Genomic DNA, 23,627 nt, shown 5'->3' on the forward strand with positions numbered 1-23,627 from the left:
ATCTCCTTGATGAAATTCTCTGCTGTTTTTTTATTAGATGTTTTCATACTATTTCAAAGTTAATAATTTTTGAAAACACTCTCTTAGTTTTTGTCTAAATCAGTCCACTTTTTGCTGACGATTTACACTCATTACATATTCAAATATATAAAAATATGTTGTACAAATATATATAATGATGAAAATGGTGTCTTTTGTTTGATTTTGATTACGTCAATTCAGTTATTTTGAAAATGATTAATGAAGACTTTACCTACTTATGAAATGGAGGCGTGGTTAAAGGGTATCAAATTTTTGTAGGTCGGAAAAAAAAACCAAGAAAACAATATGAACGCTTTTTATCCGGCTGGGGAATTTGATACGCTTTATTGGTTTTGATTTTTGTGAATGCCTGAACTAGTGGTCAGATTGCAGTGTTCAGATTGCAGTGTTGTGTACTGAAAACTGATGGCATTGACAAAAAACAATGCAACTACTTTCTATGAAAATATGAAGGTGGATTTTAAACGTATTGAACGTTCCCGCGCTTTGCGAGGTTGCGAGCTTCGTAACCGAGTATTTTCGGTTACTACTAAATTTCTTGCGAAAGATAAACGTGAATTTACCACATAATTCGCAATCTCGCAAAACGTGTGTTGGCAGTAGTTTTTATTTTTCGTTTTCTATTATTTTAAACATTTCAGGATTTCTTTTTGATATTTTCAGGTTCAAATTTTGGTTAAGTTCATATTCGTCATAATAATTCTCAAACCTTTGAATGAATTGTTTGTTTTCAAACTCATATTTGAAAGTAACGTAGTGTCTTTTACTTCTACCTTTTCCTACTTCAAAACCGATAACTTTTCCAACTGCATTTTTTCCATATTTATTTATTTCTTCTTCTAAATATTCCTTCTTTTTAGCAATCGTTACAATTATAATAATAATACCTATAATTACCATTGGTACAACATAAACATATTTTTTCCATTTTGAATTCTCATTAATGTTCAACCAAAGCATTGGGAAAAGGCTAATTGAAATTAACATCATTACATTTCCAATCGTATCATTATTTGATTGATAACTAAATGATTTGTAAACCGCTAAATAATATCCAATAAAAATTAGAATTGTTGCAATTACTGAAACTAAAATTTTATTATTTTTTGAAATTGTTATTAAACTCATAATTTAATTTTAAACGAACAAATTAACAATTTTCAGAATCAGTGATATTATTCCAATAATAACTAAAATTTTCCACCACTTTTTTACATTTTGGTAGTTTACATTTTCAGTATTTTTTATGAATATTCCAAAGCCAATCATAATTATTGGAATTAATAAGCTTTTTATGATTTCAAATGTCATAATTATTTGTTTTTCGGTTTTTTTGTGTAAAATTACTGCCAACTTAAAAATATGTATCATTAAACGATACAAAGCGACCCAAATATGGTTGCCTATATATCATTCTCATTACATGTTCAAATATATAAAAATATGTTGTACAAATATATATAATGATGAGAATGGTGTCTTTTGTTTGATTTTGATTACGTCAATTCAGTTATTTTGAAAATGATTAATTAAGACTTTACCTAATTATGAAATGGAGGCGTGGTTAAAGGGAATCAAATTTTTGTAGGACGGATAAAAAAACTAAGAAAACAATATGAACGCTTTTTATCCGGCTGGGAAATTTGATACGCTTTATGGGGTTTGATTTTTGTGAATGCCAAAACTAGTGGGCAGAAGCAGATTGCAGTGCTCGTGTGCTGAAAAGAGATGGCATTGACAAAAAACAATGTAAATACTTTCTATGAAAAATAGAAATTTGTGGATTTTGAATGTATTGAACGTTCCCGTGCTAGGCCCAGTGCTGCCTTTTGGGGCAGTATTGGGCTTAGCACGTGTTGTGTGCTGTTATTATTCTCTGCTAAGATAATAAAAATCAGTTTACAGTTGGTCGAAATAAATTTAGATAAATGATTTAAAAATATTGTTCTTATCAGACCGCAATGATAGGTACAGTTTTTTTAAATCTCAGTTGATATTTTTTGCTAAATACTAGAGTTAAACCAATTACAATAAATAAAATTTGACTTAGTCATTTTTTTCTTATAACTTTGGCAAGCCTTTTAGCGACTTCGCTTTGAAAATAAATTTTCAGCAAATTACTTTTGCAAGGCTTGACGAAAAACAAACCTATTTTCCGTTTATAAACTCTAGTTTTTCCACAAAAAAATTCGACTATATATCAGATTTAGTGCGTTCCAATTGCACACAACTTGTAAATATGTATCATTAAATGATACAAAGCGACCCAAATGTGGGTGCCTATATATCATTCTCATTACATATTCAAATATATAAAAATATGTTGTACAAATATATATAATGATGAAAATGGTGTCTTTTGTTTGATTTTGATTACGTCAATTCAGTTATTTTGAAAATGATTAATGAAGACCTTATGAAATGTGGATGTGGTTAAAGGGTATCAATTTTTTGTAGGACGGATAAAAAAACTAAGAAAACAATATGAACGCTTTTTATCCGGCTGGGAAATTTGATACGCTTTATTGGTTTTGATTTTTGTGAATGCCTAAACTAGTGGGCAGGCGTAGTGATGAGGTTGCAGTGGTTATGTGCCGAAAAAAGATGGCATTGACAAAAAACAATGCAGATACTTTCTATGAAAATATAAATGTGAATTTTAAACGTATTGAACGGGCCGCGTATTGGCGATAGTGGCGGATTAGAAAGCCAAAACTTTCAATTTTGCACTAAGCTAAGCAACAGCCTTTTATTATTTTCTAAATTTATGAAAAAAGGAAATATAAAAGGCTGGTGCGACTAAAAAAGGAGAAACTTTCAATTTCTCCCTTATCCCGCCATTTCGCCAATACGATGTTAGCCGTAGTATTTTTCTCTTTAAGTAAAGAATTTAATACAAAAAGTAAAAAATATTTTACATTATGAAATATTTTCTTTACATTTGATCAAACAAAATATTATATTTATGGAAACAAGACTTTTATTGCCGAACAAATTCAAATCAGCTGGCTGGTTAATATTACTTTTTAGTATTATTCTATGGATTTATGTAGTATTTATAATTAAAGATGAAATTGCTATCTTAAATTCTTCGACATTTACAATTATTGGGAGTGAACTGCTTAGACCTACTGAATATTTCACAATAATTCAAACAAATCTTACTTATACTTTAATCGGAATTTTATTCATAATCGGAGGTTTAATTGTAGTATTTTCAAGAGAAAAAGTTGAAGATGAATTTATTTCGAAATTAAGACTAGTTTCTTTTCAGTGGTCTTTTTTAATTAATCATTTATTACTTCTTTTCCTTTTCATATTTATTTACGGAATAGATTTTATGAGTGTAATGATATATAATATGTTTACGACTTTGATTTTATTCATTATTCGTTTTCATTACTTATTGTTTAAATACAAAAATATGGATTATGAAAAATAATATTAAAGTCCAAAGAGCTATAAAAAATATTACACAAGAAGATTTAGCTAAGATTATATCAGTTACAAGACAAACTATTAATGCAATGGAAAAGAATAAATATGTACCTTCTACAGTATTAGCACTAAAAATTGCAAAATATTTTGGAAAAAATGTAGAAGAAATATTTGAATTAGAAGACAATGATTAATTTAAACGCCTTTTTTGATAATATTACGGCTAACTTATAAATATGTATCATTAAATGATACAAAGCGACCCAAATGTGGGTGCCTATATATCATTCTCATTACATGTTCAAATATATAAAAATATGTTGTACAAATATATATAATGATGAAAATGGTGTCTTTTGTTTGATTTTGATTACGTCAATTCAGTTATTTTGAAAATGATTAATGAAGATTTTACCTAATTATGAAATGGAGGCGTGAATAAAGTGTATCGAATTTTTATAGGACGGATAAAAAAATCAAGAAAACAATATGAACGCTTTTTATCCGGCTGGGAAATTTGATACGCTTTATTGGGTTTGATTTTTGTGAATGCCTAAACTAGTGGTCAGTCGCAGTGTTGAGGTTGCAGTGGTTGTGTGCTGAAAAAAGATGGCATTGACAAAAAACAATGTAAATACTTTCTATGAAAAATAGAAATTTGTGGATTTTGAATGTATTGAACGTCCCGTGGCTTTGCGAAGTTTGGGGCTTAGTTTACCCAAAAGTATAAATTTAAGACTAAGTTTACAAATACAAAACCAACATTAAATTAAGCCTTAAAGCCCAAATTTCGCAAAACCACTGTTAGCAGCCGTATTTATTATTTTCATTTCAAATTTACCTCCAAGTTGATCACAACCTTTTATTAGTAATGTATTCTCTAAAATCTCATAGTTTAAATAATAATAATCGAATTGTTGAATTGATTCAATATTGTTATTCGCATCTATTGATATTATTTCACTTTGAAATTCATTTTTATTTTCGACAAAGTAAATTCTTTGCAAAAAAACCTTGTCGTCAAATTTTGCAATAAAATCAGTGAATATTTTTTTATCAAAATAGTTTATGGCAGGATTTGTTCTAATAAAATATGCTTGATCTTCTTGAAGGAATTCAATTTCTTCGCTTCTTAAAAAATTATTTATTGCGTTCGATTTTTCGATTTTTACAGCATTATTACTTTCGATTATTTCCCATTTTATGCTTTCAAATGTTCTTGGTTTTTCAAAGGGTTTGATAAAAATATAATAATAACAATTTCCTAAAACCCAAAATATTGATGAAATAATAATTATTGGAATTCCAAAAAAAATATTTATTAGAATTTCAACGTACCAAGGATTGTTCTCAATATTGATATTGAGTTTACCTTTAATTTTGTTGATTTCTATTCGATATTTCGTTGTCATAATATGGCTGCTAACTTATAAATATGTATCATTAAATGATACAAAGCGACCCAAATGTGGGTGCCTATATATCATTCTCATTACATGTTCAAATATATAAAAATATGTTGTACAAATATATATAATGATGAAAATGGTGTCTTTTGTTTGATTTTGATTACGTCAATTCAGTTATTTTGAAAATGATTAATGAAGATTTTACCTAATTATGAAATGGAGGCGTGAATAAAGTGTATCGAATTTTTATAGGACGGATAAAAAAATCAAGAAAACAATATGAACGCTTTTTATCCGGCTGGGAAATTTGATACGCTTTATTGGGTTTGATTTTTGTGAATGCCTGAACTAGTGGTCAGTCGCAGTTGAAAGATTGCAGTGGTATTGTGCTGAAAACTGATGGCATTGACAAAAAACAATGCAACTACTATCCGAGTGCGCAGGCAGTAGCGGAGCAAGGGTGTTTGTTTTTTTTGCTTATCTGGGTTTTGTGATTGTTTTTATTGTGGGCTGCTGCTTATATGGTGGATTTGTAATTTGATGCCTGAATGGTTCTTAAAATGCTGTAGCAGCTGGACCGCTTAAAAACAATTTATGAGATTGTTGTAGCAAAAAAAAAATGAACACGCTTGCTGGCAATTTTGATTTTTGTGAATGCCTAAACTAGTGGTCAGTCGCAGTGTTGAGGTTGCAGTGGTTGTGTGCTGAAAACTGATGGCATTGACAAAAAACAATGCAACTACTATCCGATGTATCCGCATAGTATGTAGCATAGTTACCGTAAAAGTTCTTAGCACTCCCCTATTTGATGGTTTTGAACTGAAAAGCTATTTGTGTTTCTGGGAGTGGCGAAGTGGTGGTGTTTTTAATAGCCCTCTTCATTAAGCGTAGGGTGATAACCCCGCGGAAGTGGGCTGTTAAAAAGGTTGCCGCTGAGCCACTCGCTGCGCGTTGGGTGTGCGGCTATTTTACATAATTGTTGTTATGGCTTTCAGCACAAAAACCGAACTAAAAAATTATCCTTTTGTGCTGAACCATAATGCGCAATTATGTAAATATAGCTTGGGGAAAAGTTTTTGTTGCTCATTATCAATTTGTGTTTGTTTACTCTATACGTGATTGAGCATACAAAATACTTTTATGCGCCGGGAAGGAGTGCCAACTGAAAACGGTTTTAAACTGAATTGAAAATGAATCGTTATGATTAAAGGTGGTGTTCTTTATTGCTTGAAAAGTTAGAAGATTTGAGTATTAGAACTGGTTTAAATGTAACAATATAAGACTTCGATGAGCTGAGACATAAGAAAAATATTAAAGTTTTTTTCTTGAATAAAATTCAGTAACTTTATTATTATAATCATCATGTATAAAAATAACTTTATATATGTTATCTTCAAATATAGTGGCAGTATTAATTTTATTTTCTATGATTATATCAAAAGTACCAACTCTATTTCCGAGTTCGTCTTCGTAATAGGAATCTATTTCATATTCACTATAGTCTATTTCGCTTTTAATGCATAGTATATCATTTTCTATATAAATAGACATTCCTGATAAAATATCCGTGCACTCCTCTTTTTTTATAGATTTGTCTAAATAACACATTTTAGTAACATTTTCCAGTATCACTTGTGCACTACATAAAGCAGGTAGCAATATTAAGATTAGAATTTTTTTCATGATTTAAAAGACTAGATTTAACGGTCTCGTATAAGAATAGTAGCGGATTTTTACGCAATATCTTTTCAGTTAAACACAGACCTTTTTTATATTTTCTAACTTTCGTTTTAGCGATTAAACCGCTATTATTTTTATACATTGTTGTAAGTAGTGCTTTTTTATTCACTTACTTAATTTCAATATTCTAAATGCTCCTTGAATTACCAAAACAAAAACGATTGTTCCGATAATCAAATCAGGTTTGCTCGAACTCAACCAATTTACCAAAATTCCAGCAATTATTACTCCTAAATTGATAATCACGTCATTTGATGTGAAAATCATACTCGCTTTCATATGAGCCTCTTCTTTGCTTTTTGACTTTTGCAAAATGTAAAGACAAATTCCGTTTGCAATAAGTGCAAAAATCGAAACGATAATCATTGTCGAAAAATCGGGAAGTTTCTCGTTTCCAAAAAATCTTCTTAAAACTTCCACAAATCCAATAATCGCAAGTGTTATTTGAAAATATCCAGCAAGTTTTGCAATCCGCTTTTTCTTAATCAACGTTCCGCCAACCGCAAACAAGCTAATTCCGTATACGAAACTGTCGGCAAGCATATCCAAACTATCGGCAACAAGTCCCATTGATTTTGAGATAATTCCTGTTGTCATTTCGATAATGAAAAAGACAAAATTTATGACAAGTACAGACCAAAGTAGCTTTTTCTGGTTTGCATTTTCTTTAAATTCTGTTTGGTCGGTTTGTTCCGTTGAGATTTTCTTTCCGCCTAAATTCAAATCGATAACTGACTTTTCGATTTGGTCAATTTCTCCGCTGTGAAAAACGGTCAATTTTCGATTCGGAATATCAAAGTCCAAATTCGCAATACTTTGAATTTCGTCCAGTTTCATTCGGATTAGATTTTCCTCGGAAGGACAGTCCATCTTACTGATTTGAAATACCGTTTTGTTGATTTTAGTCGTCATCTTTGTTTCCAAAAGGTTTAATAATTACTCCTACGCTAAAAATAAATCCGTCTGTTGGTGCATAAATTTCGGGAAATACTGGATTGTCGTGTGGTGGCAAAACCAAAGGTGAAAACCTGCTTTGTCTTCTGTCCGTAAAGTTTTCAAAATTCGTAAAAATTGTTCCCCATTTAAAATTACGCATTGCCACAAAACCCATCGTAACAAAATCTGTGGTTTCTGTGCCATTAGACAAAAACTGTTTTCCCGTGTAGAAAGTTTCGTAACCTATTCGCCATTTTTCAGATTCGTACATCAACACACTTCCTGCATTGTGTTTTGCGGTTAAAGGCTTTTGAGGATTTCCAGCCAAATAGTTCAATTTAGTGTCTATAAGAGCGTAATTTAAAAACCATCTAAAATCTTTATAAGTAAACTTTATGTTGGTTTCTAATCCTTTACTCAAAATTTCATCGGTTGCATTTTCAAATGTAAACAAACCGTTATTTGTACTATTTAATAGCAAACCGTTGTTAATTGCTGTTACATAAAAAAGCTGATTAATAGAAAAACCTACAGTTTCAAATAACCTCGTTTGGTAGTTGACATCAAAATTAACACCATAAGACCGTTCTGCTTTAAGTGCTGATTTATCTATGGCGAGAACATTTTCAAAGTTTATAAATTCAGCCTCTTCGGTAAAAATATCTGGTATTTTGTAACCTAATCCGCCACCAATTCTGCTTGAAAATCCGCTGTCGTTTTTATAAAGTAATGAAACTTTTGGAAGTGGAAAAAAGCCAAAATCAGTATTGTAATCGGCTCGCAATCCAGTTTCTAAAATCCAATTATCTGAAATATCGTAAATGTTGTTTACAAATGCTCCATAGGTAACATCTGTTTGGTCACGTTGTAATTGTGAATTATCATTTTCATCGAAATTTGATGTGTACAAATTTGCACCCAAAATCCAATCGGTTTTTTTAGATGCCTTTTGATAGTTAATTTCCGTAAATGTATTGGTTTGTTTACCGTCAAAACTGAAATCGGGAATCGACAATTTTCTATCGAAAAATGAGATGCTATTTTTGATGTTCAATGAACTCACGGAATCTATCTTTGTTTCATAAGCCGCTTGACTGCTCAACCTTTTAGAAATATTTTCTTCTGTATATTGATGAATTCCATTTTCGCCACTTTCAATTTTTGTTATGTCGCCACCAATTCTGTCGTCATACGTTCCATTTAGTCCAATCCAAAATGTTGTTTCCTCGGATGGATAATAAAAAAACTTGGGGTTGAATGAAATAGAAGTAGTTTGTGGCAAATTACTAAAACCATCATCTTCTGGGTCGTACACTTTTTGGTAATGACCAGAGCCGTATAGAGAAATCCCAACTTTCTCGTTCCGTTTACTGTAAAATACATTCGCTGTACTTCCCAAAGCTTGTGTTTGGGTTAACATAATATCCAATGCAGGTTCTTCGTCAGGTGTTTTTGAAACCATATTTATCAAACCTGCAATAGCTCCACCACCATATAGTGTTGATGAACTTCCTTTAATTATTTCAAATTGTTGCAAGTCTAAAGGTGGAATTTGTAAAATACTCAAACCGCTGGAAAACCCACCATACAAAGGAAATCCATCTCTCAAAAGTTGTGTGTATCGTCCATCGAGTCCTTGAATTCTAATGTTGGTGTTACCACTACTTAACGAGGTTTGTTGCATTTGTATTCCTGTACTTTCTCGAAGCACCATTGAAATATTGGTCGGATTCATTACTGCTTTTTCGCTTAATTCTTCCGCTCCAATAAATTCAATTCTCGTGGGAATTTTTCTAACCGTTCGTGTACTTCTTGAAGATTGAATAACGACTTCATCCAATTCATTTCCTCCCGATTCGAGTTTGAATGAAAAAACTTTTTTTGTACCAACTTCAATAGTTGTTTCTATGGTTTTGAAACCTACGTATGAAATTTTTATAATGTGGTTTCCATTTGGGATTTCTGTAAATGTGGCAATTCCGTCAAAATCTGTTACTGCTCCTTTTTCTAATTCTTCAAAATAGACCGTAGCACCCAATAATGGTTCGTTGGTTTCTGCATCGCTAACAGAAATGGAAATATCGCTCGTCTGTGCGAACGTTATAATTGATACGAATAGAAATAATGTGTTTAAAAATATGTTTTTCATCTGCTTATTCTGATTTAAAAGAATAATGCAAATGTATTTAGGATTTACTGCAACTCGATTGCAAAGATTACTTGTTACAGTTTTCGCATAGACCTTTTACGACCATATTTGCTTGTTGTAACTTGAAGTTTTCGGGAAGTTGAATTTTGGGAATAGGAATATCAAAAAGGCAGAATGTTTTATCGCAGTTTGTGCAATAAAAATGATAGTGCAAATCCTTTGGGTCGCAGTTACAGCCTTTGGCACAAACCGCATATTTGGTCATTCCAGAACCATCTTCAATGCTGTGGATGACTTTGTTTTCCTCAAATGTTTTCAGCGTTCTGAAAATCGAACTTCTGTCCGTATATGCCAATGCGTTTTCAATATCTTTCAACGATTGTGCTTTTTCTTGGCTCAAAAGATGTCTTAAAACCACAGTTCTGACTGCGGTGTTTTTTACTTTCTTTATTTTTAGGATTTCTTCTTCGGTTTGCATTTTCCTAATGTATCATTTTTTTCGAGCGTTGGCGAAAAACAGCTCTTTTATTTTTTGAAGCGTTGGCTTTTTTAGGCGTTTGGAAAAAATAAATGTGCTGTTTGTGCGGTGGCTTTTTTAGTTCAAATGTTCAATTTTAGCACGATTTTCGCATTATGCACAACTAGTAAATATCATCAAATATATACAACTTTTTTTAATTCTGATTATAATGATTTGTTTTGGTTAAATTTTTATTTGGAACGATTGTAGGATTTGAAGGGATAAGTAAGTTGGATATTAATTTGCAATCTAGGGAATAGATGCAGTTATGAAAAATAGTTAGGGTTCGAAGTCATGAGACTTCGGAGAGCTGGTCCCCACATTTTAGGTTCAGAGTCAGACCACTCTTTCATAAGCTCAATCAGTCGAAAACTGTCCGCTTTTTTCTGCTCGTTGTCAACGTATGAGTTTACAAAATCTATTACGTCTTGCCCTGTGTAAGTTGTCTTTGTTTTTGCCATAATTCTAATTTTAATTACTGTCTTAAAATCTTTTCCATCTTTTTGCCTTTCGCCAATTCGTCCACCAACTTGTCTAAATACCTTGCTTGTTTTGTCAATGGATTTTCAATTTCTTCTATACGGTAGCCGCAAATTACTCCTGTTATTAGTTGTGCATTGGGATTCAATTTTGCCCTCTTAAAAAATGTTTCAAAAGTTACTTTCTCATCAATGAGTTCTTGTAATTTTTTAGTATCAAAACCTGTCAGCCATTCTATTACTTGATGTAATTCTTCTATTGTTCTGCCTTTGCTCTCAACCTTAGTGATGTAGTGCGGATACACAGATGCAAATGTCATTTTTGCAATTCGCTCATTGTGTTCGTGAGTTGTTTTCATATCGTATGTTTTAATGTTGTCTTTGAAATCGTTGTCAGTCGTGTTAGGTGATTGTCTGTCTGTGATAATTTTTTTCTAAAAGTCAGCGAAGGACTGTCCACCGGCACAAAGTTGAATAAAGCACAATCTTTGAAATTTATGTCAAAGTCAACTTGAAGTCGAATAGTGGACAGTCCACCGATGACTTTACAAACTGTCGTGATTGAGCGGTCGTCTAACATTGCTGGTAACGGTCAAGTATAAGCGTAGTGCGGGCTTTCGAAGATGATACTTTCATTTTATATAAATTTTTATTACTTGACGAAATGTTCAATTTAGCTATAAATCCCGCATTACGCTTATACAATGTTACCCACTGGCTTTCTTTCTTTAATACGTCATCAAATACTGACTTTGTCATAATATTTTTTCTTTAACCAAAATGAAACTCGAACCAAAAAGATAAGAACTGGAACTTCAACTAATGGCCCAACTACACCCGCAAAAGCCTGTCCGGAATTTAGTCCAAATACTGCTATAGCAACAGCAATCGCTAATTCAAAGTTATTTCCTGCCGCTGTAAATGAGACGGCTGCATTTTCCTTATAGGAAGCTCCCATTGCTTTAGTAAAGAAAAAACTGATGATGAACATTAAACTAAAATACAAAATTAAAGGAACTGCAATAATTAAAACGTCCATTGGAATTTCAACTATTAATTCTCCTTTGAGCGAGAACATAATGACAATGGTAAATAATAACGCAATTAGCGTTATTGGTGAAATGGCAGGAATAAACTTTTCTGTATACCACTTTTCTCCTTTTAACCTTACCAAAATCACTCTACTTAAAATTCCCATTAAAAAGGGTAGACCCAAATAGATTGCTACACTTTCTGCAACAGTAGCAATTGAGATATCGACAATAGCTCCTTCAAATCCAAAATACGGTGGAAGAACCGTTATAAAAATCCAAGCATAGAAACTATAGGCAAAAACTTGGAAAATACTATTTAAAGCGACCAAACCAGCTCCATATTCGCTATCTCCTTCAGCAAGGTCGTTCCAAACTAAAACCATTGCGATACAGCGAGCTAATCCGATTAAAATAACACCTACCATATATTCTGGATAATCACGTAAAAAAGTAATTGCCAAAACAAACATTAAAACGGGAGCAATTATCCAGTTTAGAAAAAGTGAGATGGAAAGAATTTTAGTGTTTCTAAAAACTTTTGGCAAAAGAGCATAGTTCACTTTAGCCAAAGGTGGATACATCATTAAAATTAATCCTATTGCTATGGGAATGTTTGTAGTGCCTCTACTCATTGAATCAATAATGCTTGGAAAGGAAGGATAGAAAAACCCAATTGCTACGCCCAAGAGCATAGCAAGAAATATCCATAGCGTTAAATAATTATTGAGAAAACTCATTTTTTTCATAACCTCTTTTTTCTAATTATTTAATAAGTCTTTTTCCTGTTCAATGGCTCCGTCTATATTGCACGATAACTTTACCGTATTGTATATTGTGCCAAATTTTTCAATATTCTTTTTTAGCAATGGAATATTTAAACTTTCATCAGAACTGTAAATAATTAGTTTATAAGCTATATGATCCATTTTCAATGGTTTTTCCGTTCGTATAGCTGACACATCTACTGTGGCTTTCAAATAAGTGAACTTCATCATCGAAGAAAAACGCTCGACATTTTTCAACATACACGAAGCAAAAGCTCCTAAAAACAACTCGGCAGGATTAGGTAAAATTTCAGCAGACTTTGATGTTGTTCCGAAAACTATATCGCTTTGCTTTATTTGAATAGCAGCGTCTTTATTTGAAATGGCTAATCCTTTAATTTGGTATTCCATAATTAGTTCTATTTTGAATTAAAAGGTTTTGAAAACATTTAGGAGGTTTTTATTTGAGAGAAAACGTAAAACAGTTCTGTTGCAATTTGCAGACTTCTTTCATTATACTTTTCTGCCTGTTGTGGTGTATTGTCAAATGCTTTTGGGTCTTCAAAAGTTATGGGAATCCGTTTTTCTGCTCCGCTAACAAATGGACAGGCTTCGTTTGCTGAATCGCAAGTCATAATTGCAACAAATTCAGATTTCGGGTTAAAATCGTCATCCAATCTTTTTGAAAATCCGATTATTGGATGCTGGTTGTACGTATATTTAATGCTGTAAACAGGATTTTCGCTTTTTGAAATAGTTTTAATTTGAAAACCCGAATTTCGTAAAGTTTCTGCAACCATTGGAAAAAGTGCTGTGCTCTCTGTACCAGCTGAATAACAAAATACATTCTTGACATTAAAATAATGCGCTAAAGTTTGTGCCCAAACCTGTGATAAATGACTTCTTCGTGAATTGTGAGTACAGATAAAGTTGATTCTAATTTCTCGATGATTTGAAACTTTAGACTGAACAAAATCCGTTAGCGACTGTAAAATTGCTTTACGTTCAACTGAAATTGTTTGAGGATTTAATCCCTTAATTACTTGTTCAATTTCTGAAAACATTGTTGGTTTTGTTATTGACATTTTCCTAATATTAAATTATTATTTTAGCAACAGCCACTGCCTGGCGAGCAAGAAGGTTCATTTTTTAGTTCAGATAGCTTTGTTTTTGGTTTTTCTTCAGGAATCCCACATTTATCTTTTGCCAAACAATCGGTTTTTTTATTGGTCAACAAAAAGTTTTTACCATCAAAGTCAAGTCCGAATTTCCCAATCGTATTACCTTGATATTCCACCTCGATATCTAAATCTCCAGTGCCTAGAATGTGTTCGGATAGTTCAATGATGCTTAATAGTTTTTCTGGATGCAACCTGTGGTCATAGTCATTTGCATTCCAAAGTTGGAAGTTTGCAACTTCTTCCTTTCTCACAGTTCCTCCACAGTCAATAAAATGTTTTGTGATTTTTCCAACTTCTGTTACGTGAAAGTGGTTGGGTACTAATTCTCCGTTCGGTAACTGGAAAGCAATCTTATCTAGTATATTTAATTTATTTTTAATCTCTGATAGCTTCATATCTTTATATTATTTGTTTATTGCGATTTAACGATTGATTTAATTAAAAAATTTAGCAACAATCTGTTTTAGGAATGTCTTGATCTAAGAATTGATGCATTAAAACTTTCATTTTAGTCCAGTTTTCATTGTCAATACAATAGCACACTTTGACACCTTCAACAGTCCCTTTAATTAGTCCTAAGGTTTTTAATTCTTTTAAATGTTGTGATATAGTAGGTTGGGCAAGACCAATTTCTTCGGATAAATCTCCGCAATAGCAAGCATCAATTCTAAATAATTGTTGTAAAATAGCTACTCGAGCAGGATGTCCGAAGACTTTTGCGAATAGAGCGATTTCTTTTTGTTGGTCAGTATACATTTTTTATATCCCTTCATTGTTTAATTGCAATATTACGATAAATAATTGAATAGTCTATTCCTTTTTTAAGTTTTGATAGGAACTTAAAATCTTTTACTGGAAATGGTTATGGAAAAATGAAACATTTTTGGTGTATTGCTCTTTTTTTAGCTTGTGGGTAACTTGTAAATATCATCAAATATATATAACTTTTTTAAATTTTGATTGTTATAATTTCATCTATTCTGGTGGTGAATGATTTGGAAAGTTTTTCTTGTTTCATTTTCCATTGGCGGCCTAGAGATTGGTTGGCAAATTTTACCTTGTTGGTACCGTAGCTTTTATTCATTTTATCAATTACACTCATTAGGGGTTGGTGCTTTGGGTTTGAGGTGTTGAACAATGATAATTGGGTTTCGTTGTTTGGGGTTAGCCCCATAACTATTACTCCAGCTTTTTTGTAGTGGTAGCCCTCTCGAAAAATTGCTTTTAATCCTACTTGGGCATAGTGGTTTAATTCGATTGTTGAATTGGTTGGGAAGTCTGTATTTATGACAATATTTCTTGAATATTGGGGTTGGTCTTTTCGGAAGTAGTTTGTTTGCACGAACACCATAATCATGTTGCAATGGCTACCTTGCTTTCTTAATTTCTCTGAGCAAGAAGCGGTATAGGTTGCTACTCGTTCTGAAATGTCTTCCAGCTTGGTCATTGCTTTTTCAAAGGAACGCGTTGTAGCGATCATCTTTTTATTTTTTGGTTCTTCTAGGTCTAAGGTTGGTTTGCCCTCCAATTCGTGTTTTAACCTCAACCCTACTACTGCCATTTCTTTTCGGATCCAATCATCTGACAATTGCGTGAATTGATAGGCATTGTGAATATTTTTAGCTTGAAGTCGTTTTGTATGTTTTCGTCCAATGCCCCAAACATCTTCTATTTTTGTCCATTTGAGGGCTTTGATTCTTTTTTCCTCAGTGTCTATAGCGTAGACACTTTGGGTACGTTCTGGGAACTTCTTTGCTATTTTATTGGCTACTTTAGCTAGTGCTTTTGTTGCTGCAAATCCTACACTGATTGGAATTCCAGTATTTTTGGTTACGGTCTTTTGAATCTTAATACCGTATTCTTCCATGTTAAAAAATTCAAATCCTTCGAATTTTAGAAAAGCTTCATCAATACTATATACTTCAATGTCGGGTGTAAAAGTTGATAGTATATTCATTACTCTGCTGCTCATATCACCATACAAGGCATAGTTTGATGAATAGACAAATACATTGTTGTCTTCGAATAGTTTTTTGAATTCGAATGCAGGAGCCCCCATTGGAATGCCTAATGCTTTAGCTTCGTTAGAACGCGCAATAACGCAACCATCATTATTGGAAAGTATTACTACTGGTTTTCCAATTAAATGTGGTTCGAATACTCTTTGACAAGAGGCATAAAAGTTATTGCAATCTACTAAGGCAAACATTTTTATTCAGTGTTCAGTGTACAGTTATTAGTGTTCAGTTTTTGGAAATAATTTCCAAGTATTCTTTTATTACAACAAAAGTAATGATGTCGGAATTTTCTATTTTAAGTGTTTTTCTTTCTCCAGAACTTATGTCCCAAAGTAAAAGATAACTATCGCGACCATCCCAAAACATTTCTAATTCTTTAGTTTTAATGTACCACGATTTATAAGCTTCAAATGTGTAATTTGAATCCTTAACATCTTTAATAAAAAAGAGAAAGATATCGTAAACAAGCTTTGAAAATGTGTTGTAATTTGCTGCTTCTATTTTGATAATATCCTCAATAAATTTATAATCTTCTTTACTAGCTGTGTTTGATTTTATTTTTTCTAAATGATTGATAATTAAATTAAATCTATCCATAACTAACTAAAATGTTTTAATGCTATGGATTACTATTCCCCAAATCATTAGTTCGTTTTCTTCGGTAACTTTTATGGGTTTGTAGTCTTCATTTTCAGCAATCAACCAAACTACATCATTTTCTTTTTTGATTCTTTTTACTGTAAAATCTCCATCTATTTGACAAATAGCAATTTTACCATCTTGCGGTTCTAAGCTCTTATCAATTATAAGCAAATCACCATCGAAAATACCTGCGTTTTTCATGGAGTTTCCTTTTACTTTGGCAAAGAAAGTACTGTCTTTATGTTTTATTAATTCTCTATTTAAGTCGATTGTTAATTCGATAAAGTCATCTGCAGGAGAAGGAAATCCGGCACTAATACCTACATCAACATAGGGTAGTTCCAATTCTGTTGAGAAATCAGGTGTGTAAAAATCAAACACTTTAGTAGTATGTAAATTCTTTAGTTTCATATTTCTTAGAATACTATTTTAAAATATTCTCCTTTTGTTTGTAATACTTCTTCTATCTGTGACCAATTTTTATCAGTTAGGACTTCCATATTCCCTGGATCAAATACCGTGATATGGATTTCATCTGAGCCTAAGTTCTTTACTTTTTGAAATAATAACTTAAAGTATGAATCATCCGCTAGCTTATTGGTATTGTGCATTTCAAATAATGAATCATAATCTAATTCAAAAGGTAAATGAATATAAATATGTTCATCATGAAATAAGAAAGCTTCGTCACCATGAATTAGTACTTTATGTTCGATTTTGCTTTCTTCATAATTGTGAAAGTTAAACTCTATACTTTCAAGTTGATTGTTAGTTACAATTTCCCTTAGTAAATTATTGTTTCTAAATACTTTAAGATTTTGATTTAGTTTATTAGCTATTAGTTCCAAACTATCATTATCTTCTTGAATATAAAAGTTATTTCTAATTATTAGAACTGGTTCCTTGTATGTGTTTTCAAAAGTATTCATAACAAAATCTATTTTATACAAAGTTACTAAAGAAGTTATTAGCAAAGCAAAAATTAACGAAATGAAGCAAACAAAGAATTGATGCTAGGAATACTTGGACTAGGAGCGATTTTTGTGCAGCTGAATGAGGTAATAAGTTTTTTTAAATATTGTTTGAATTATACTTTAAAAAATCTCTTTGCATGATATTAAACATTGTACCTGCAAAAAAATCTTTAAATTCTTTGTTATCGCTAAATTCTTTGAAAACTTCAAAATTTGTATCAATATGCTCTATTAGCTTTCTTTTTAAAACTTCATCAAATGTAATTCTTGCATTTTGAATATCTGAATGTTTGTAGGCATTAATGAATTCTTCATCATTTGCTACATCAATTATTAATTGATCAGACATTGCTTTAACTTTATCTTCATTCGTAAATGATGTTCCAAATCTATCATTGAATGCTTTTACAATATTCGAAAGGTATTCCATTTCGGGTTCTGCAACTCCACCCTTCATTTCAGAAGGCATTGGCAGTAATTCTTCACCTTGCTCCATTATAATATTTTCTGTCCCTTGTATCACATATTTTAAACTTTCTAAATCTATATTATCTAAAACACTTTGTGAAAAATCTTCTTCTGTTGGTCTCACTAATTTATTTTGAAGATGATTTAAAAACATATATAAACTCTCTAAATAAGGATTTATAAACGGAACAATTTGAGAAAGAAAAACATATAATCGAACATAGGATTTTAATTTTACTCTGAAATCCTCTTGATTTTCTGGAGTTAAATTTTCTCTAAAATTATTGGCTGAAATATCTAAAATAGAATGCAATGCATTAATAGAAACACCTGTAACAATTTTATATGAAAAATCCTTTACCTGTTGTTGGCTGTACACTTGAAATTCATCTAAAGCATTTTGAAGGTCAAATAGTTTATTTGGGTCAGTTGCTTCGCCTAATATTGTTGTTTGGTAAAAAGGATCGAAAGCTTTTTTAATTTCATCTGTATCATTTGCAAAATCTAAAACAAAAGTATCGTCTTTTCCTGATGTTGTTCTGTTTAATCTTGAAAGTGTTTGAACTGCGTTTACACCTCCTAATTTTTTATCAACATACATTGTATGCAATAAAGGTTGGTCGAAGCCAGTTTGATATTTATTGGCAACTATAAGAAAACGGTTGTTTATTTTTTTAAATTCCTCTGGAATTAAAGCACTTGAAAAACCATTTAAAGTTACTTCTGTTTGTCCATCAATATCACCACTAAAAGCAACAACAGAATGGTATGGCATTGCATTTTCGGTTAAATATTTATCAAACGCTATTTTGAAAAGAACTGCATTTTTACGACTACTTGTAACAATCATTGCTTTAGCTAACCCATTGACTTTCTTTTTATTGATTACATTTTCAATAAAATGATTGATCATAATTTTTGTCTTCTTTTCGATAGATTGTGGATGGCTTTCTACATATTTTTTGAATTTTGATTGTGCTCTATTTTTATCAAACAAAGGATCGTCTTCAATTTTTTTGAATAATCCATAATAACTTTGATAGGTAGTATAATTTAAAAGAACATCTTTAATGAATTTTTCTTCAATAGCTTGTTTCATTGAATACAAATGAAATGGCTTTGATTTCTCTTTACCATCTTCAATGAATTTAGTACCAAACAACTCCAACGTTTTATTTTTGGGAGTTGCAGTAAATGCAAAATAACTGGCATTGTTTAGCAGTTTTCTTGTTTGAGCTATAATTTGTAAAAGTTCATCATTCGTATCAAATTTCTCATCGTCTTCCTCTTCTTGGTTCTCTTCAACTATTTCTTTGTAAAGCGTTTCATTTAATTGGCGTAAGGTGCTACCGCTCGTGCTACTATGTGCTTCATCAATGATAATGGCAAATTTATTTTGCTGTAATTCTCCAATTTCTTTTGCTATAACTGGGAATTTCTGAATGGTGGTAATGATGATTTTTTTGCCTTCTTCTAATGCTTCTTTTAGTTGTTTTCCTCCTTTGGTTATTGGCTGCACTATTCCCGCTACTAATTCAAATTGTTTGATGTTTTTTTGAATTTGTGCATCTAGTACCGTTCTGTCAGTAACCACAATAACAGTATCAAAAACATTATTTGTATTGGTGCTGTCAAATAATTCTGTGAGCTGATGTGCTAACCAACTAATAGAATTACTCTTTCCTGAACCTGCTGAATGTTGAATAAGGTATTTTTGACCTGCTCCTTTTTCTTTGGCATCTTTTAGAAGATTTGTAACTACATCTAATTGATGATAACGTGGAAAAATTAACTTAGTTGATTTTGATTTTTTTATTTCGCCACTTGGAAGCATTTTTTCTTCCTCTTCTTCAAATAATTGAACATAGTTTTGAATAATATTTGAAAGTGTATCTTTTGTTAGTATTTCTTTCCAAAGGTAATCTGTTTTGATACCTGTTTCGTTTGGTGGATTTCCGGCACCATTATTAAAACCTTTGTTGAAAGGCAAGAAAAATGTGCTTACACCTATGAGGTTTGTTGACATCCAAACTTGTTCTGTATCTGCTGCAAAATGAACCATACATCTGCCAAAACGGAATAACTCCTCTTTTGGGTCACGGTCATTTTTATACTGTTTTATAGCATCTTTAACGGTTTGGTTAGTCAATAAATTTTTAAGTTCAAAAGTGATTAATGGTAAACCATTAATAAATACAACAACATCTAATGAGTTTTCGTTTTTAGTGCTGTAATGAACTTGTCGCGTTACTGAAAAAATATTTTGACTAAAAAGATTATTGTCTTTTTCGTTAATTATTGAAACTGGCTTTTTATTGAATAATTTAAGTTTTACATTATAATCTGTAATCCCTTTTCTTAGAACTTCTATTATTCCTAGCTGCTTGATTTGAGTATTTATGCGGTAAATTATCTTTTGTTTATAGTTATCCTGATACGCTTTTTTAAGTTTCTCTAAAGCTACTGGTTGAGTAGTTTCGAGAAACTGAAATAATAGATTTTCATCCACACAATCTGTTTTGCTAAAATCTCTGGCTATGCCTTCTTGATAGCCATTAACCAAAGTTAAGTATTGAGTAATATGTTGTTCTAAACCTTTTTCTGTTGTATCAGTACTTCTATTATCGGTCATATTGTTCTTTTAGAAGTTTAGCAATTTCTTCTGTTTCTTTATAATTTCTGCCTGTTGTTTGGATAATTATACCAATCCCTTTATCCTCCCAATATAAAACTAACTCAATTTTACCATCATTATAAATTCTCTTAATCAGGTTTACTGCTCTTGGATTGAATGGTAATGAGTTAATCACTGAAACGACATATTCTGACATAACTAGTCTATTTGAAAATGCGAGTAATATATTTTTACCGTGATCATCTCTCAATGATATGCTTTTATTTCCTGGAGGAATAGTACTTACAGCTAAAGTAACAGAACTAATAGATTGAATAAAACTGCTTATAGCAATATTCTGAAAATGAACTTCATTTGAAATATTATTTACAGAAACATCTTCAATATCTAAATCATCATTTGTTATTTTATAAAAGTCTATTCTTAATTTATCCCATATTACATTGGTAGATAAACTAATACACAGATTTTCTTTTACGTGAGCTACAGCCATACCATTGCAGTAAGTGTCTGGAATACCATTTTGAGCATCATTAAAGTAATATTTGTTGAGTTCTTCCACTTGTTCTTCTAAAACATCATTACCAAAAGGTCGTTTCAATACGCTCAAAATATTGTTTTTTTCACTTGTACTTGGTAATTCATAAATCCAATCAATAAATTTTTGGGTTGTGGTAACATCAACTTGACCAATATTTTGTGGAAATACAAGATGCTTAAAGCCAAAATCTTTTTTAGCTAATTCATATACTTTTAATAAATTAATAAAATTTGTTCTTAAAGTATGACTGCTTGCTGTAACAGGCAGAATTGATATTTCATTGAATATTAGGTTCATCAACTATATTAATTTTAAAAGTTGATTACTCCATTCTTCCATCAAATTTTTAGGATATTCGCTTAATTCTCCAGTTTTATCAATTTCAATATTTATAATTTTTGTAAATTGTTCAGTATCTGTTACTTCTTTATCAAAATAAAAGAGGATTGTTTTGTCAGAAAGTGTGGAAATCTCTTTTACGGCAACCCTTATGCCATTAATGATATGGTCGCTATGTGTTTCGATAATAATCTGAACATCATTCAAAGCAGTATATGCAATTAGTTTTCCTAATTCGGCTTGACCTCTAGGATGAATATGAGATTCAGGATTTTCAATAATAATTAATTCTCCTGGTCTTGATGCTAAAAGTGCTGTAATAACGTGTAAGGCGTAGGAAATTCCAAACCCAACATTTTCAGGCTTATATCTGTTTGTATTACCAAAATTTGGTTGTTTAAATACATATTCCAACAAAACAAAATCACTTGAGATTTTTGTAGTTCTAACATTAACACCGGGCGAAACTTCTCCTAACCAAAGGTTTATTTGATTAATTAAAGTTTTGTTTATTATTGCTTTTTTTGTTATTGGGTCGTAAGTTGTTGAGTCTTTATGTAAAATATTTTCAAAAACGACTTCTTCATTCCCTCTTAAATCAATATAATGAGCTGTATATTGACCATATTTTCCAATATTATTTGCTTCAACAACATTATAATAGCTTGAAACATTAGTTGATCTTGGCTCTACTCTTTGTGCGTTTAGGTATTGGAAATTCGTACTAAAAAGTGATTGAAATTTATTATTTTCTATATAATTATCTAAAGTATCTGCCAAAAACATTTCTTGCTTAAAAATATCCGCATCAATTTCATAATTGAAAATCATTTGGTACGGTTCGGTACTTTCAAATTGAAGTGCAATTTCCAGATTTTCTTTTTTACTATACTGATATTGAGCATCCTTAGTAGTCCCAATATTCACCAAACCATTTTCTCCACCATTCAATTTTAACTCTCCTTGTTCTAATTTGTCCGACTGTCTTAATAAGAGAAGTGACTGAATAAACGAGGATTTACCCTGCCCATTTAGCCCAGTTAATACATTTAAATTTCTTAAAGGAAAATACTTTTTCTTTATTGATTTAAAATTTTTTAATTCTAATGACTTTATCATTTTATTAACGAATTGTTAGTTTTATTAATTCTTCTATTGTAGAATGTCTTTTTATAATTCTGTTTTTATCTCCTGTGGAACTGGTTACAGAGATAAAAAAATATTCATCTGATTTAAGTAATTCTTTTAATCCTTTTTTGAATTCAGTTTTTCTGCTTTTTAATATACTTCTTTGGTCATCTGTAAGTAATGCAAATTGTGTTGCAATGGCATCAAATAAAGCTTTATTTATTGGTGGTAATCTTTTGTAAGTATTGTATATTTTTCTAAAAGCTTCTTCTTTAAAAATATATAAAGATAATTTCATTGCTTCAGTAAAATCATATTTTATTTTATTAATTTCATCATCCGTTTTATCATAAATAACAGCCATAGCTTTACTCATAAAAGTATCTAAATCTTTACCGTAATCCTCTGAACCATATTTATCAGTACCAAAAAGATAGAAACACAGAAAACGATTGGCAAAATCTCTGTCTAACATTCGATGAGTTTTTATTTTCCCATTTGTTGCTTTAATAAAATCTTTGTTTTTACCTAATTCTGCGATAAAAACTGCTGGCTTTCCTTGAAATAATGCGTGTCGTATTTCTTGAGGTTCTAATACTAGTCCACCAGTATTGATACGCTTAAAAATATTAAATTTTACGTCTGTGGGTGTACCAGGCATAATTTTATAAATAACTACTTGAGATTCTTCGATAATTCTTTGCAAATCTTCTCCAATACTATCCCAAGTTGAACCATTAAGATGTGAAAGAAATTCTAGATTAGTTAATTTCAATGTTTTTGATACAGCAAAATTTCTAATACTGCTTAATCGTTGCAAACCATCTACTACTAGCCAGTTGTTATCATCAGACGCATCAAAAAAGAAAGCTGGTAAAGGAAATCTTATCAAGATGGATTCTATCAAACGGCTTTGCTTTACAGGATCCCATAAATCGTCTTTTCGTTGAAAATACGATTCGGTGTTAAGTTGCACAGAATTACGTTCAATACGTTTTATTAAAGTATCAAGAGAAGGAGTTTTTGTTTCGATGTTGATTTTTGTAGGATCGAAAGGTTTATTCATTAGTTTTAATGAATTATCATCTACCAACTCTTTTTCTACTTCATCGTCATTGTTATACAAATCATCATTTGCTAATGTGATTAATATTGCTGGGTCTATTTCGTTCTCTTCCATAGTATTATAT

22 protein-coding genes are annotated in these 23,627 nt (G+C 31.2%); 2 read left to right on the forward strand and 20 right to left on the reverse strand.

Annotated features, from left to right (window positions below; genetic code table 11):
* Positions 1-648: 648 nt before the first annotated feature.
* Complete coding sequence (locus tag T1L09_RS00660) at positions 649-1,170, reverse strand: hypothetical protein (RefSeq protein ID WP_322549012.1); 522 nt, start codon at positions 1,168-1,170, stop codon at positions 649-651.
* Between the two features lie 1,837 nt (positions 1,171-3,007).
* Here T1L09_RS00660 and T1L09_RS00665 point away from each other — a divergent pair.
* Together T1L09_RS00665 and T1L09_RS00670 are read left to right on the forward strand one after the other, a co-directional pair.
* Positions 3,008-3,484, forward strand: coding sequence for a hypothetical protein (locus T1L09_RS00665; protein WP_322549013.1), 477 nt, complete (start codon positions 3,008-3,010; stop codon positions 3,482-3,484).
* A complete protein-coding gene (locus tag T1L09_RS00670; protein ID WP_322549014.1) occupies positions 3,474-3,674 on the forward strand; it encodes a helix-turn-helix transcriptional regulator in 201 nt (66 codons plus the stop codon). Before T1L09_RS00665 ends, T1L09_RS00670 begins: the two co-directional genes overlap by 11 nt.
* A 582-nt stretch (positions 3,675-4,256) precedes the next feature.
* On the opposite strand, the gene T1L09_RS00675 is transcribed toward T1L09_RS00670, so the two are convergent.
* The 19 genes from T1L09_RS00675 to T1L09_RS00765 all read right to left on the reverse strand — a co-directional run bounded on the left by T1L09_RS00675 (position 4,257) and on the right by T1L09_RS00765 (position 23,617).
* Entirely contained in the window at positions 4,257-4,892 is a 636-nt protein-coding gene (locus T1L09_RS00675; RefSeq protein ID WP_322549015.1) for a hypothetical protein, read from the reverse strand.
* Positions 4,893-6,200: 1,308 nt separating this feature from the next.
* On the reverse strand, positions 6,201-6,572 hold the full coding sequence (locus tag T1L09_RS00680; RefSeq protein ID WP_322549016.1) for a hypothetical protein: 372 nt from the start codon (positions 6,570-6,572) through the stop codon (positions 6,201-6,203).
* 162 nt (positions 6,573-6,734) lie between these two features.
* Positions 6,735-7,529, reverse strand: a complete 795-nt coding sequence (locus T1L09_RS00685; protein ID WP_322549035.1) for a cation efflux transmembrane domain-containing protein — start codon at positions 7,527-7,529, stop codon at positions 6,735-6,737.
* Position 7,530: 1 nt separating this feature from the next.
* The gene (locus T1L09_RS00690) at positions 7,531-9,714 is read right to left on the reverse strand and encodes a TonB-dependent receptor (RefSeq protein ID WP_322549017.1); all 2,184 of its coding nucleotides are present in this window, start codon (positions 9,712-9,714) and stop codon (positions 7,531-7,533) included.
* A 67-nt stretch (positions 9,715-9,781) separates the two neighbouring features.
* Positions 9,782-10,192, reverse strand: coding sequence for a Fur family transcriptional regulator (locus tag T1L09_RS00695; protein WP_322549018.1), 411 nt, complete (start codon positions 10,190-10,192; stop codon positions 9,782-9,784).
* Positions 10,193-10,709: 517 nt separating this feature from the next.
* A complete protein-coding gene (locus tag T1L09_RS00700) occupies positions 10,710-11,072 on the reverse strand; it encodes a DUF2200 domain-containing protein (protein WP_322549019.1) in 363 nt (120 codons plus the stop codon).
* A 380-nt stretch (positions 11,073-11,452) separates the two neighbouring features.
* Positions 11,453-12,493 carry an ACR3 family arsenite efflux transporter gene (gene arsB, locus T1L09_RS00705; protein ID WP_299397647.1) on the reverse strand — a complete coding sequence of 347 codons (1,041 nt, stop codon included), beginning with the start codon at positions 12,491-12,493 and terminating at the stop codon, positions 11,453-11,455.
* Positions 12,494-12,505: 12 nt separating this feature from the next.
* On the reverse strand, positions 12,506-12,922 hold the full coding sequence (locus tag T1L09_RS00710; RefSeq protein WP_299397646.1) for an OsmC family protein: 417 nt from the start codon (positions 12,920-12,922) through the stop codon (positions 12,506-12,508).
* A gap of 38 nt (positions 12,923-12,960) precedes the next feature.
* The gene (locus T1L09_RS00715) at positions 12,961-13,596 is read right to left on the reverse strand and encodes a low molecular weight phosphatase family protein (protein WP_271425001.1); all 636 of its coding nucleotides are present in this window, start codon (positions 13,594-13,596) and stop codon (positions 12,961-12,963) included.
* Positions 13,597-13,619: 23 nt separating this feature from the next.
* Entirely contained in the window at positions 13,620-14,087 is a 468-nt protein-coding gene (locus T1L09_RS00720; RefSeq protein ID WP_299397645.1) for a DUF6428 family protein, read from the reverse strand.
* Positions 14,088-14,139: 52 nt separating this feature from the next.
* Positions 14,140-14,448 (reverse strand): ArsR/SmtB family transcription factor, encoded by a 309-nt coding sequence (locus T1L09_RS00725; protein WP_322549020.1) that lies wholly within the window; start codon positions 14,446-14,448, stop codon positions 14,140-14,142.
* A 193-nt stretch (positions 14,449-14,641) separates the two neighbouring features.
* Entirely contained in the window at positions 14,642-15,901 is a 1,260-nt protein-coding gene (locus T1L09_RS00730) for a Y-family DNA polymerase (RefSeq protein ID WP_322549021.1), read from the reverse strand.
* A 34-nt stretch (positions 15,902-15,935) separates the two neighbouring features.
* The gene (locus T1L09_RS00735) at positions 15,936-16,307 is read right to left on the reverse strand and encodes a hypothetical protein (protein WP_322549022.1); all 372 of its coding nucleotides are present in this window, start codon (positions 16,305-16,307) and stop codon (positions 15,936-15,938) included.
* A gap of 6 nt (positions 16,308-16,313) precedes the next feature.
* Positions 16,314-16,763 (reverse strand): LexA family protein, encoded by a 450-nt coding sequence (locus T1L09_RS00740; RefSeq protein ID WP_322549023.1) that lies wholly within the window; start codon positions 16,761-16,763, stop codon positions 16,314-16,316.
* A 5-nt stretch (positions 16,764-16,768) separates the two neighbouring features.
* Complete coding sequence (locus T1L09_RS00745; protein ID WP_322549024.1) at positions 16,769-17,281, reverse strand: hypothetical protein; 513 nt, start codon at positions 17,279-17,281, stop codon at positions 16,769-16,771.
* A gap of 142 nt (positions 17,282-17,423) precedes the next feature.
* Complete coding sequence (locus tag T1L09_RS00750; protein WP_322549025.1) at positions 17,424-20,426, reverse strand: type I restriction endonuclease subunit R; 3,003 nt, start codon at positions 20,424-20,426, stop codon at positions 17,424-17,426.
* Positions 20,416-21,267, reverse strand: coding sequence for a hypothetical protein (locus T1L09_RS00755; RefSeq protein ID WP_322549026.1), 852 nt, complete (start codon positions 21,265-21,267; stop codon positions 20,416-20,418). The genes T1L09_RS00750 and T1L09_RS00755 overlap by 11 nt, the downstream gene beginning before the upstream one ends.
* A gap of 3 nt (positions 21,268-21,270) precedes the next feature.
* Positions 21,271-22,428: an AAA family ATPase gene (locus T1L09_RS00760; RefSeq protein ID WP_322549027.1), complete on the reverse strand. Its 1,158-nt coding sequence runs from the start codon at positions 22,426-22,428 to the stop codon at positions 21,271-21,273.
* 4 nt (positions 22,429-22,432) lie between these two features.
* Positions 22,433-23,617: a DUF262 domain-containing protein gene (locus tag T1L09_RS00765; RefSeq protein ID WP_322549028.1), complete on the reverse strand. Its 1,185-nt coding sequence runs from the start codon at positions 23,615-23,617 to the stop codon at positions 22,433-22,435.
* Positions 23,618-23,627 lie beyond the last annotated feature (10 nt).

Origin of the sequence: Flavobacterium psychraquaticum (assembly GCF_034497725.1) — a bacterium.
Lineage (GTDB): Bacteria > Bacteroidota > Bacteroidia > Flavobacteriales > Flavobacteriaceae > Flavobacterium > Flavobacterium psychraquaticum.